This is a genomic window from Microbacterium sp. MMO-20, assembly GCF_037147735.1.
Classification (GTDB): domain Bacteria; phylum Actinomycetota; class Actinomycetes; order Actinomycetales; family Microbacteriaceae; genus Microbacterium.
This window is the reverse complement of sequence record NZ_JBBCUU010000008.1, coordinates 90,594-102,789: the sequence shown is the minus strand read 5'-3', so window position 1 is coordinate 102,789 and position 12,196 is coordinate 90,594. Positions and strand designations below refer to the sequence as shown.

The window sequence follows — 12,196 nt, the reverse complement described above, 5'->3', positions numbered from 1 at the left end:
TCGTGGAGATCGTGCGGCTGGCGGCATCCGTCGTCAACGGCCTTCTCTTCGTCTATCTCCTGATCCTGCTCGCGCGGGTGATCCTCGAGTACATTCCGCTGTTCAACCGTGAGTGGCGGCCGAAGGGGTTCGGCCTCGTGTTCGCGGAGGTCGTCTACACGATCACCGATCCGCCGCTGCGCTTCTTCCGTCGGCTCATCCCGCCGCTGCGGATGGGGCCGGTTGCCCTGGACCTGGGGTTTCCCCTCACGATGATCATCGTGCTCGTCCTCATGTCGATCACCGGAGCGCTCGCTCGCGCGTAACACCCTCCTCGCACGTCACAGACGCGCGGACTATGCTGTTCCAGACATGGCGCGACCCGAGGGCGCGCCGCAACCTGTCGGCCCTCGTCGTCAGCACCGAAAGAGGAAACAACAATGGCTCTGACTCCCGAAGACGTCGTCACGAAGCAGTTCCAGCACGTGCGCTTCAAGGAGGGTTTCGACCCGGACGAGGTCGATGACTTCCTCGACGAGATCGTCGTCGAGTGGCGCAAGACCATCGCCGAGAACGAGGAGCTGAAGGCGCGCGTCGCCGAGCTCGAGTCCGGCGCGTCGTCGACCCCCGCTGCTCCGGCCGAGGCGGAGCCCGTCGTCGAGGTCGCCGCCGCCGAGGCGGTCGTCGACGAGGTCCCGGCGCCGGTGGCCGCGCCCGCCGCAACCGGCGGCGCCGCCGCATCGGCCGGCATCATCGAGCTCGCTCAGCGCCTGCATGACGAGCACGTCGCCGAGGGCCAGGCCCAGCGGGACAAGCTCATCTCCGACGCCCAGACCCAGGCGGCCTCCATCCTCGCCGACGCCGAGGCGAAGGGCCGCGCCGAGATCGCGCGCCTGGACGCCGAGCGTGCCACGCTCGAGACCCGGATCAGCGAACTGCGCCAGTTCGAGCGCGACTACCGCTCGCAGCTGCGCGGATTCATCGAGGAGAAGCTCCGCGACCTCGACGTCACGGGTGCGACCTCCGGCTCGCCCGTTTCGGCGTCCTGAGCGGACCGGTGGCGGTTCGGAAGCGACTGCGCCCTTCGACGGCTGGCATCCTCATCGCGGTCCTCGCGATGGTGGTGCTGGCCGTCGACCAGTTCACGAAGCACCTCGCGTTGCAGAATCTGCCCTATCAGCAGACCGTGGATGTCTGGGGCAACGTGCTGCAGCTGTATCTCACGCGCAACTCCGGCGCTGCATTCTCGCTCGGTGAAGGGGTCACCTGGGTCTTCACGATCGTGCTCGCCGCCGCGGCGGTGTTCATCGTCGTCCTCGCGGTGCGCGGCATCCGCTCGCGGCTGTGGGCCCTGGTGCTGGGGCTGCTCCTCGGCGGAATCTTGGGGAATCTGACCGATCGCCTCGTGCGTGAGCCCGGATTCGCGGTCGGCCACGTCATCGACTTCATCTTCACGCCCTGGATGATGCCCGCGATCTACAACGTCGCCGACATCTTCATCGTGACGACCATGATCTCGGTCGCTCTGCTCGTGCTCATCGGCGTCCGCTTCGACGGCACGCGGGTGAAGGATGCCGAGAAGGCGGACGCCCCCGTCGCGGAGGCCTGACGTGCCGTCGCGCAGCATGCCCGTCCCGGACGGCCTCGACGGCGTCCGCGTGGACGCCGCCCTCGCGAAGCTCCTCGGATTTTCCCGGACATTCGCCGCTGAGATCGCCGAAGCTGGCGGCGTCCGGATGGGCGGACGCACCCTCGGAAAGAGCGACAAGCTCACCCCCGATGCGTGGCTCGAGGTCGACTGGGAGGACCGACGCGATCCGGAGATCGTCCCGATCGCCGTCCCCGATCTCGGCATCGTGTACGACGACGACGACATCGTCGTGGTCGACAAGCCCTCCGGCGTCGCGGCTCATCCCTCGGTCGGGTGGGAGGGCCCGACGGTGCTCGGCGCTCTCGCCGCGGCGGGCTACCGGATCGCGACGACCGGGGCCGCCGAACGCCAGGGGGTCGTGCACCGCCTCGACGTCGGCACGAGCGGGCTCATGGTGGTCGCGAAGAACGAGCGGGCGTACACCGCGCTGAAGCGCGCATTCAAGGAGCGTGAGGTCGACAAGATCTATCACGCGGTCGTCCAGGGCCACCCTGATCCGCTCGCGGGCACGATCGATGCCCCGATCGGGCGGCACCCGTCGCACTCGTGGAAGTTCGCCGTCACCCCGGACGGGAAGGACTCCATCACGCACTACGAGACGATCGAGGCGTTCCCGGCGGCGTCGCTGCTTGAGATCCACCTCGAGACCGGGCGCACGCACCAGATCCGCGTACACATGGCGGCGCACCGGCATCCGTGCGTCGGAGATCCGCTCTACGGTGCCGACCCGACGCTGTCGGCGCGCCTGGGCTTGACGCGCCAGTGGTTGCACGCGCACGAACTCTCCTTCGCTCACCCTGTGACGACCGACTGGGTGACATTCACGAGCGCGTACCCCTCCGACCTCGCGCACGCGCTCGAGGTGCTGCGCGGCTGACTCCGCGTCGCCGCCGTGCAGTTCGGGATGCCGGGGCGTCGGAGCCCCGCCGTAGACTCGACGGGTGGCATCCGACTCCTTCGTTCATCTGCACGTGCACAGCGAGTATTCGATGCTCGACGGCGCCGCCAAGATCGGTGCGATGACGCAGGCAGCGGCCGAGTACGGGATGCCGGCGATCGCCGTGACCGACCACGGCAACACCTTCGCGGCGTTCGAGTTCTACAATGCGGCGAAGGCCGCCGGCATCAAGCCGATCATCGGTCTCGAGGCATATGTCACGCCGGGCACGCACCGCAGCGACAAGTCCCGCGTGCAGTGGGGATCGCCCGAGCAGAAGGGCGACGACGTCTCGGGGTCCGGCGCTTACACCCACATGACCATGTGGAGCCAGACCACGCAGGGCATGCACAACCTCTTCCGGCTGAGCTCGCTCTCGAGCATGGAGGGGTACTACTTCAAGCCGCGCATGGACCGCGACCTCCTGCAGACCTACGGCAGGGGCCTCATCGCGACGACCGGCTGCCCGTCGGGTGAAGTGCAGACGCGTCTGCGGCTCGGGCAGTACGACGCGGCGCGGGCAGCGGCGGCGGAGTTCCAGGACATCTTCGGCAAAGAGAACTACTTCGCCGAGATCATGGACCACGGGCTCTCGATCGAGCGGCGCGTCATGACGGATCTCCTGAGGATCGCGAAAGACCTCGACATCCCGCTCGTCGCCACGAACGACTCGCACTACACCCATCAGCACGAGGCCGACGCCCACGCGGCGCTGCTGTGTGTGCAGTCGGGCTCGACCCTCGACGACCCGAACCGGTTCAAGTTCGACGGCGACGGCTACTACGTCAAGACCGCTGCCGAGATGCGGCAGTTGTTCCGCGATCATCCGGAGGCGTGCGACAACACCCTTCTCATCGCCGAGCGTTGCGAGGTCGAGTTCGACACCGCGGCCAACTACATGCCGCGCTTTCCGGTGCCGCCGGGCGAGACGGAGGACAGCTGGCTCATCAAGGAGGTCGAGAAGGGCCTGCACTACCGCTACCCGGCCGGTATTCCCGAGAAGGTGCGCAAGCAAGCCGAATACGAGACCGGCATCATCCTGCAGATGGGGTTCCCCGGCTACTTCCTCGTGGTCGCGGACTTCATCAACTGGGCCAAGGACAATGGCATCCGCGTCGGTCCCGGCCGCGGCTCCGGCGCGGGCTCGATGGTCGCCTATGCGATGAAGATCACCGACCTCGATCCGCTCGAGCACGGACTCATCTTCGAGCGGTTCCTCAACCCCGACCGCGTCTCGATGCCCGACTTCGACGTCGACTTCGACGACCGTCGCCGCGGCGAGGTCATCGAGTACGTGACGGAGAAGTACGGCTCGGAGCGGGTCGCGCAGATCGTCACCTACGGCACCATCAAGTCCAAGCAGGCGCTGAAGGACGCCGGGCGTGTGCTCGGATTCCCGTTCAGCATGGGGGAGCGACTCACCAAGGCCATGCCCCCCGCCGTTATGGGAAAGGACATGGAGCTCGGCGGCATGTTCGACCCCGAGCACAAGCGGTACAAGGAAGCGAGCGAGTTCCGCGCTCTCATCGAGAGCGACCCCGAGGCGAAGACGGTCTTCGACCGCGCGCTCGGACTCGAGGGCTTGAAGCGCCAGTGGGGGGTACACGCGGCGGGCGTCATCATGTCGTCGGAGCCGCTGCTCGACATCATCCCGATCATGCGCCGCGAGCAGGACGGCCAGATCGTCACGCAGTTCGACTACCCGTCCTGCGAGACGCTCGGCCTCATCAAGATGGACTTCTTGGGGCTCCGGAACCTCACGATCATCTCCGACGCGCTCGACAACATCCGCATGAATCGGGGCGAAGAGCTCGACCTCGAGCACCTCGCGCTCGACGACCGTGCAGCCTACGACCTTCTCACGCGCGGTGACACGCTCGGCGTGTTCCAGCTCGACGGCGGCCCGATGCGGTCGCTGCTGCGCCTCATGAAGCCCGACAACTTCGAGGACATCTCCGCCGTCATCGCGCTCTATCGCCCCGGCCCCATGGGGGCGAACTCGCACACCAACTACGCGCTGCGCAAGAACGGCCTGCAACCGATCACGCCCATCCACCCCGAGCTCGGGGAGCCGCTGCGCGACATCCTTGATACCACCTACGGCCTGATCATCTATCAGGAGCAGGTGATGGCGATCGCTCAGAAGGTGGCCGGCTTCTCGCTCGGCCAGGCCGACATTCTGCGCCGGGCGATGGGCAAGAAGAAGAAGTCCGAGCTCGACAAGCAGTACGAGGGATTCTCCGGCGGCATGACCGAGCGCGGCTTCGGCGAGGGCGCGATCCAGGCGCTCTGGGACATCCTGCTGCCGTTCTCGGACTACGCCTTCAACAAGGCCCACTCGGCTGCGTACGGCCTCGTCTCGTACTGGACGGCGTACTTGAAGGCGCACTATCCCGCCGAGTACATGGCCGCGCTCCTCACGAGCGTCGGCGACTCGAAAGACAAGATGGCGGTCTACCTCAACGAGTGCCGCCGGATGGGCATCAAGGTGCTGCCCCCCGACGTCAGCGAGTCGATCCGCTACTTCGCGGCCGTGGGGGAGGACATCCGCTTCGGTCTGGGCGCCGTTCGCAACGTCGGGGCGAACGTCGTCGACGGCATCGTCACGGCGCGCGCTGAAGGCCCGTATGCGTCGTTCCACGAGTTCCTCACGCGCGTCCCTCTGCACGTCGCCAACAAGCGCACGATCGAATCGCTCATCAAGGCTGGCGCCTTCGACTCGCTCGGCTCCACTCGGCGGGCGCTCATGGAGATCCATGAGGATGCCACCGAGCAGGCCGTGCTCGACAAACGTCGCGAGGCCAACGGCGAGGTCGGCTTCGACTTCGACAGCCTGTGGGGCGACGACGAGCCGCAGCAGGTGCAGAAGGTGCCCGAGCGCCCGGAGTGGACGAAGAAGGACAAGCTCGCCTTCGAGCGCGAGATGCTCGGCCTCTACGTCTCCGACCACCCGCTCGCCGGGCTCGAGATCCCGCTCGCGAAACACGCCTCGACGTCGATCCACGACCTGCTCGCCGACGAGGATGTCTCGGACGGCGACATCGTCACCGTGGCGGGGCTCGTCACGAGCGTGCAGCACCGCGTCGCCAAGCAGAGCGGCAACCCTTACGGCATGATCACGGTCGAGGACTTCGACGGCGAGGTGACCGTCATGTTCATGGGCAAGACGTACACCGAGTTCTCCTCGATGCTCGTCGCCGACTCGATCCTCGTCGTCCGAGGCCGTGTCTCGCGGCGCGACGACGGTCTGAACCTGCACGGACAATCCGCGTTCTCCCCCGACCTGGGGGCTGTGGATGCCGCGGGAGCGTTGGTACTGCTCATGCCCGAGCACCGTGCCACCGAAGCGACGGTCGGTGAACTCGCGCAGGTTTTCCGACGGCATCCGGGGGAGACAGAGGTGACCTTGAAGCTCCACCGCGGCGGCACCGCGAAGGTCTTCGAGGTGCCGGCGCGCGTGGGCATCTCGGTCGATCTCTACGGCGAACTGAAGGGGCTTCTCGGGCCGCAATGTCTCGGGTGAGTCCGAAGCGCGCCGGGTAGGATCGCTGGCGACAACCCCGTCGTGGAAGGACTGATCGTGACCGACGAGAAGCACACGTTCCCGCCCGCCGATTCCGTCGAGGACGCGCCCGAGATCTCCGATGCGGAGACCGCCGAGCCGCACCAGTCCAACGTGACGGCGCCGTCCGACGAGCAGCAGGGACGCCACGCGGAGGCAGACGCTGCAGCCGCCGACCCTGATGTCACGTTCGACTCCGTGGCCGAGGCGTTCGCCGCTGTCACCGACGGGCCGGATGCCGTCGATGACAGCGCCCCCGCGCAGTACGGCGTCGGGCCGTTCTCGGTGCGCGAAGTGGCGCTCGGCGGGGTCTGGCTGCTCGCGTTCATCGTGTCGTTCTTCCCGATCTACGGCCCGATCGGCGCCGGCATCTCCGTGTGGAACGGCGGCATCGACTGGGTGCTGACGATCGGCGCGCCGACGATCGCCGTCTTCTTGATCGCCCTGCGGCGACTGTCGCCGCAGGGCATCCGGCGCGTCGGCTCGCTCGGCATCGACCAGTTCGCATCGGTGACCTTCACGGTGTCGACCATCATCTGGCTCGGCATCCTGTGGAGCTCGTTCGTGAACTTCTTCGGCAGCCGCATCTTCGTTGCGACATGGGTCGTGTGGGTCGAGTTCATCCTGATGCTCGCCGGTGTGCTGCTCACGGTGTTCGCTCCGCTCTTTCCGACGATCGGCGAGGACTTCCGCCACCGCACCCCGGTCACCGCGCACCGCTTCGCGAGCCCCGCGCGACCCGTGGTCGCCCGCCCGCACGCCCCTTCCCCGTCACCCGTCACAGGGCCGGTGGCAGCGGACGCGACCACAGGCGTCGGGACCGACGCGACGGCCGCGGCGGGAGACGGCGCGTACGCCGCCACTGCCTCGACGGATGTCGACCCCGCGAACCAGACGACCGTCATCGAGACGGCCTCTGAGCCCGCCGGCTCCTCCGCGGCGTCGCAGGCGTTCTGGGCGCTGGCGCCCGACGAGCGGGTCGTCGTCGACGACGCCGGGTCACCGCTTTTCACGATCGACCCGACCGCCTGGGCCCTCGTCATCGAGGATCGCGGCGACCGCTATGTGGTGCGTCACGAGGACGGCCGCATCGGGTATCTCACGGACGTCTCCGGCGTCACGCGCGGCTGAGCCGCGACGCGTAGCGTTAGCCTGGACGGATGCTCCGAACGATCGATCTGCGCGGTCGAGACCTCTCCACCGCCGACCTCCTCGACGCTGTGCCCCGCGCCCGAGCGGCGCGCGCGGAAGCATTGAGCGCGGCAGCCGACATCGTCGCCGACGTGCGCGAGCGCGGCGAGATCGCGTTGCGCGAGCAAGCGGCGCGGTTCGACGGCGCCGAGGGTCACGCGATCCGCGTGCCTGCCGAGCACCTCGCCGACGCGCTCGAGCGCCTCGATCCGCGCGTCCGCGCGGCGCTCGACGAGGCGATCCGGCGCGTGCGTGTCGCCTCCGCCGCGCAGGTGCCGGCTCCGCGGGTCACTGAGCTCGAGCCCGGCGCTCGGATCGAGCAGCGCTGGCAGCCGATGCGACGCGCGGGTGTGTACGTTCCCGGCGGCAAGGCCGTCTATCCGTCGAGCGTCGTGATGAACGTCGTCCCCGCGCAGGTCGCCGGTGTCGGCGAGGTCGCGCTCGCCTCGCCGCCGCAGGCCGAGTTCGACGGCCGTGTGCACCCCGACATCCTCGCCGCGGCGGCTCTGCTCGGCGTCACCGAGGTGTATGCCATGGGTGGTGCGGGCGCCGTCGCCGCCTATGCCTACGGTGTCGCGTCGCTCGGCCTCGAGCCGGTCGACGTCGTCACGGGCCCCGGCAACAACTTCGTCGCTGCCGCCAAGCGCGCCGTCGGCGGCGTCGTCGGCACCGATTCGGAGGCCGGCGCGACCGAGATCCTCATCGTGGCCGACGAGAACGCGGATGCGACTCTCGCAGCGGTGGACCTGATCAGCCAGGCCGAGCACGACGAGCAGGCTTCCGCGGTGCTCGTGACGTGGTCCGAGGACCTCGCGACCGCCGTCCGCGCCGCCGTCGAGGAACGAGTGGATGCCACGCGGAACGGAATCCGCGCGCGTGCCGCGCTGGAGGGGCCGCAGTCCGCGGTCGTGCTCGTCGACGATCGTGCGGCCGCGACGGCGTTCAGCAACGCCTACGCTCCGGAGCACCTGGAACTCCACCTCGAGGACCCGCGCCCAGAGGACTTCGTCAACGCGGGCGCCGTGTTCGTCGGCGCGCACACGCCGGTGAGCCTCGGTGACTATCTCGCCGGTAGCAACCACGTGCTGCCGACCGGCGGTCAGGCGCGCTACGCGTCGGGGCTGTCCGCCTCGACATTCCTCCGCCCGCAGCAGGTCATTCGCTACGACCGCGAGGCGCTCCGTGCCGTCGAGCGCGAGATCGTCGCCCTCGCGGACGCCGAGGCGCTCCCCGCGCACGGCGAAGCCGTGACCGCCCGCTTCGCGAGAACGGAGCGCTGATGCACTGCCCGTTCTGCCGTCACGCCGATTCGCGCGTCATCGACTCGCGTACGAGCGACGACGGCCTCAGCATCCGTCGCCGACGCCAGTGTCCGCAGTGCGGAGGCCGCTTCTCGACGATCGAGACGGCGAGCCTCAACGTCATCAAGCGATCCGGCGTCATCGAGCCGTTCAGCCGCGAGAAGGTCATGTCGGGTGTACGCAAAGCGTGCCAGGGTCGTCCCGTCACGGAGGCCGACCTCGCCGTTCTCGCACAGGCGGTGGAAGAGGCCGTGCGGCAGACCGGCTCGTCGCAGATCGACACCAACGAGATCGGGCTCGCGATTCTCGGCCCTCTGCGCGACCTCGACGAGGTCGCCTACCTGCGCTTCGCGAGCGTGTACCAGGCGTTCGATTCGCTCGAGGACTTCGAGGCATCCATCGCGCAGCTTCGCGCGGATCACCACGCCGCAGCCGAATAGTCCCGGCCGCCCGATGCGTGCGGGGCGTCCATCCTGTGCACTCTAGGCTGGTGGCGATGTATCCCTTCCTGTTCCGCACGTTCTTCGCGCGCATGGACCCCGAGCGGGCCCACCACCTCGTCGTGCCCGTCATCCGGGCGTTCGGCGTCTGGCCGCTCGCGCCCGTCGTCCGCGCGATCACGCGCCCCGATGCCTCGCTGCGCACGCACGCGCTGGGGCTCGAGTTCGATTCGCCGTTCGGCGTCGCGGCGGGCTTCGACAAGAACGCCGTGATGACCGAGGGACTTCACGCGCTCGGATTCGGTCATGTCGAGATCGGCACCGTCACGGCGGTCGCGCAGGACGGCAACCCCAAGCCGCGCCTCTATCGCCTCGTCGAGGACCGTGCACTGATCAACCGCATGGGCTTCAACAATGCCGGTGCCGAGCGCGCCGCCGCACGACTGGCACGGTCGCGCCGCCGTCGCGGTCGTGCCGTCCTCGGGGCCAACATCGGCAAGAGCCGCATCGTCGACGTCGACGAGGCGACCGCCGACTACGTCACGAGCACGCGCCTGGTCGCCCCGGTCGCCGACTACCTCGTCGTGAACGTCTCCTCGCCCAATACGCCCGGCCTGCGCGGACTGCAGGCGGTGGAGACCCTGCGACCACTCCTAGAAGCCGTGCGGGATGCCGCGGCATCCACTCCGCTCCTCGTGAAGATCGCTCCCGATCTGGCCGACGATGAGATCGAGGCGATCGCGCGGCTCGCCGTCGATGTCGGGCTCGCCGGCATCGTCGCCACCAACACGACGATCGCGCGGGAGCCGCTGTCGACGCCCGCCGACGTCGTCGAGGCGATGGGGGCTGGAGGGCTCTCCGGAGCGCCTCTGCGCGAGCGCGCCGTCGCCGTGCTGCGCACTATTCGGTCAGTCGTTCCGGCGGAGTTCTGCGTCGTTTCGGCGGGGGGAGTGGAGACCGCCGACGACGTGCGCGAACGCCTCGCTGCGGGAGCCGACCTCGTCCAGGGCTACACCGCGTTCATCTACCGCGGCCCGTTCTGGGCGCGGCAGATCAACCGCGCCCTCGCGCGCACGCGCTGACGTTCGCCGTCAGGCGGGGTACTGGCCGCGTTTGACCTGGGGCTTCGGCAGGCGCATGAAGCGCATCTGGACGGTGCGCATCGCGGCGTACCAGCGCAGGCCCTTCTCCGTCCGATCGCCGAACTTCGCGGTCGCGAGCTTCTTCACGCGCGCACCGGTGATGATCATGTCGCCGACGACGAACAGGATGAACACCCAGAGGGCGACGAACGAGTAATAGACGATCGCCGTGTTCTGCACGAGCGACACCAGAATCACGACGAGCATGAGCGGCATCAGCAGCTCGCCCGCGTGCCATCCCGCGTCGACGAAGTCGCGCACGAACTTGCGCTGCGGACCGCGGTCGCGCACCGGGAGGTACTTCTCCTCGCCGTTGGCCATGCCGATGCGCGCTTTCTCGCGCTGCGACGCAAGGTCGGCCTTCGCCCGGGCGCGCGCCTCCTTCGTGTCGGGGACGAGGGGGCGCTTGCGTGCGGCTTCCTGCTCGGCACGCGTCGGCGTCGGCCGATTCTTCCCGGGCCCGGCGTCGGCGTCGGGTGCGGTGTCGGGTGCGGGCGGGGTCTTGGCCACGGGAGAGTCCTCGGGTGTCGGGGCAGAAGGGGCGTGAGAGACGCCCCCTTAAGATTACCCGCATGACCTCCAGGACGACCCCGGACCCCGACCGTACCGACTCCGTGCGCGACGCCGCCCTCGCCGCGGTGCCCGCCGCCCTCGCCGATCTCGGCGCACTGGTGCGCATCCCGTCGATCGCGTTCCCCGGATTCGATCGCGCCGAGGTCGAGCGCAGCGCCGCCGCCGTCAAGGAGCTCCTCGACGATCTCGGCATATTCGAGAGCGTCGCGATCCGCACCGCTGTGATCCCTGAGACCGGCATCGAGGGCATGCCCGCCGTCATCGCGACACGCCCCGCGCGTGCGGGGCGTCCGACGATCCTGCTCTATGCGCACCACGACGTGCAGCCCCTCGGAGACGAGGCCCTGTGGGAGTCGGCGCCGTTCGAGCCCACGGTGCGCGGCGGCCGTCTGTACGGGCGTGGAGCCGCGGACGACAAGGCAGGCGTCATGGCGCACGTCGGTGCGCTGCGTGCCCTGGTCGACGCGCTCGGCACCGACTTCGATCTCGGCGTCAACCTGTTCATCGAGGGCGAGGAGGAGGCCGGCTCGGCATCATTCGCGGCCTTCCTGAGCGAGAACGCCGAGGCGCTACGAGCCGACGTCATCGTCGTCGCGGACTCCGGCAACTGGGATGCGACGACCCCGGCGCTCACCGTGTCGCTCCGCGGCAACGCCCGGTTCACACTGAAGGTCAAAACTCTCGATCACGCGTCGCACTCGGGCATGTTCGGCGGAGCCGTCCCCGACGCGATGCTCGCGACGATCAAGCTCCTCGCGACGCTGTGGGATGAGGACGGGGTCGTCGCCGTCGACGGCGTGACGGCGCGGGATGCCGAGACCCCCGATTACACCGAGGAGACGCTCCGCGACGAGGCGGGACTCCCCGCCTCCGTCAGCCCGATCGGTCACGACTCGATCCTCAGCCGCATCTGGAACAAGCCGTCCATCACGGTGACCGGGATCGATGCGCCGAGTGTGAAGAACGCCTCCAACACGCTGACGCCGGAGGTCTCGGTCGTGATCAGCATGCGCGTCGCTCCCGGTCAGGACGCGCGAGCTGCCTACGCCGCAATCGAGCAGCACCTACGCGCGCACGCGCCGTTCGGGGCCGAGGTCTCGTTCAGCGACATCGAGTGCGGGAACGGCTTCCTCGTCGACACGTCGGGCTCCGCCGTCGCAGCCGCGCGCACTGCCCTCGAGGCGGGCTACGGCGCCGCTCCGGTGGACATCGGCGTCGGCGGATCCATCCCGTTCATCGCGGACCTCGTGCGGGAGTTCCCCGAGGCTCAGATTCTCGTGACGGGCGTCGAGGACCCGCACGCGCGCGCACACAGCCCGAACGAGTCCCTGCACCTCGACACGTTCCGCCACGCGCTCGTGTCGGAGGCCCTCCTCCTCGAGAGCCTCGACCGGTCGCTGCGCTGATCCGCGCCCGCGCG

At 68.8% G+C, this 12,196-nt stretch carries 11 protein-coding genes; 10 read left to right on the top strand and 1 reads right to left on the bottom strand.

The features are described 5' to 3' along the window. The first annotated feature begins 2 nt into the window (after positions 1-2). The 9 genes from WFI52_RS11300 to WFI52_RS11260 all read left to right on the top strand — a co-directional run bounded on the left by WFI52_RS11300 (position 3) and on the right by WFI52_RS11260 (position 10,143). The gene (locus WFI52_RS11300; protein ID WP_336626989.1) at positions 3-305 is read left to right on the top strand and encodes a YggT family protein; all 303 of its coding nucleotides are present in this window, start codon (positions 3-5) and stop codon (positions 303-305) included. A 114-nt stretch (positions 306-419) separates the two neighbouring features. Continuing rightward, on the top strand, positions 420-1,028 hold the full coding sequence (locus WFI52_RS11295; protein ID WP_336626988.1) for a DivIVA domain-containing protein: 609 nt from the start codon (positions 420-422) through the stop codon (positions 1,026-1,028). An 8-nt stretch (positions 1,029-1,036) separates the two neighbouring features. Next, positions 1,037-1,588 (top strand): signal peptidase II, encoded by a 552-nt coding sequence (gene lspA / locus WFI52_RS11290; RefSeq protein ID WP_336626987.1) that lies wholly within the window; start codon positions 1,037-1,039, stop codon positions 1,586-1,588. A 1-nt stretch (position 1,589) separates the two neighbouring features. Then, a complete protein-coding gene (locus tag WFI52_RS11285) occupies positions 1,590-2,507 on the top strand; it encodes an RluA family pseudouridine synthase (RefSeq protein ID WP_336626986.1) in 918 nt (305 codons plus the stop codon). A 112-nt stretch (positions 2,508-2,619) separates the two neighbouring features. Continuing rightward, complete coding sequence (gene dnaE, locus WFI52_RS11280) at positions 2,620-6,090, top strand: DNA polymerase III subunit alpha (protein ID WP_442927757.1); 3,471 nt, start codon at positions 2,620-2,622, stop codon at positions 6,088-6,090. Between the two features lie 57 nt (positions 6,091-6,147). Continuing rightward, positions 6,148-7,260: a hypothetical protein gene (locus tag WFI52_RS11275; RefSeq protein WP_336626984.1), complete on the top strand. Its 1,113-nt coding sequence runs from the start codon at positions 6,148-6,150 to the stop codon at positions 7,258-7,260. Between the two features lie 29 nt (positions 7,261-7,289). Further along, the gene (gene hisD, locus WFI52_RS11270) at positions 7,290-8,600 is read left to right on the top strand and encodes a histidinol dehydrogenase (RefSeq protein WP_336626983.1); all 1,311 of its coding nucleotides are present in this window, start codon (positions 7,290-7,292) and stop codon (positions 8,598-8,600) included. Continuing rightward, on the top strand, positions 8,600-9,061 hold the full coding sequence (nrdR, locus tag WFI52_RS11265) for a transcriptional regulator NrdR (RefSeq protein WP_336626982.1): 462 nt from the start codon (positions 8,600-8,602) through the stop codon (positions 9,059-9,061). Before hisD ends, nrdR begins: the two co-directional genes overlap by 1 nt. Positions 9,062-9,117: 56 nt before the next feature. After that, a complete protein-coding gene (locus WFI52_RS11260; protein WP_336626981.1) occupies positions 9,118-10,143 on the top strand; it encodes a quinone-dependent dihydroorotate dehydrogenase in 1,026 nt (341 codons plus the stop codon). Between the two features lie 9 nt (positions 10,144-10,152). Here the strand turns inward: WFI52_RS11260 and WFI52_RS11255 are convergent, their stop codons facing one another. Beyond that, on the bottom strand, positions 10,153-10,713 hold the full coding sequence (locus WFI52_RS11255) for a DUF3043 domain-containing protein (RefSeq protein WP_336626980.1): 561 nt from the start codon (positions 10,711-10,713) through the stop codon (positions 10,153-10,155). Between the two features lie 62 nt (positions 10,714-10,775). Between WFI52_RS11255 and WFI52_RS11250 the strand changes: the two genes are divergently transcribed. Beyond that, positions 10,776-12,182, top strand: coding sequence for a dipeptidase (locus WFI52_RS11250; RefSeq protein WP_336626979.1), 1,407 nt, complete (start codon positions 10,776-10,778; stop codon positions 12,180-12,182). Positions 12,183-12,196: the final 14 nt, after the last annotated feature.

Bases quoted from the DNA above. Each gene is read 5' to 3' on its own strand.
- WFI52_RS11295 (WP_336626988.1), top strand. From the start codon at position 420: ATGGCTCTGACTCCCGAAGACGTCGTCACGAAGCAGTTCCAGCACGTG.
- dnaE (WP_442927757.1), top strand. From the start codon at position 2,620: ATGCTCGACGGCGCCGCCAAGATCGGTGCGATGACGCAGGCAGCGGCC.
- hisD (WP_336626983.1), top strand. From the start codon at position 7,290: ATGCTCCGAACGATCGATCTGCGCGGTCGAGACCTCTCCACCGCCGAC.
- nrdR (WP_336626982.1), top strand. From the start codon at position 8,600: ATGCACTGCCCGTTCTGCCGTCACGCCGATTCGCGCGTCATCGACTCG.
- WFI52_RS11260 (WP_336626981.1), top strand. From the start codon at position 9,118: ATGTATCCCTTCCTGTTCCGCACGTTCTTCGCGCGCATGGACCCCGAG.
- WFI52_RS11250 (WP_336626979.1), top strand. From the start codon at position 10,776: ATGACCTCCAGGACGACCCCGGACCCCGACCGTACCGACTCCGTGCGC.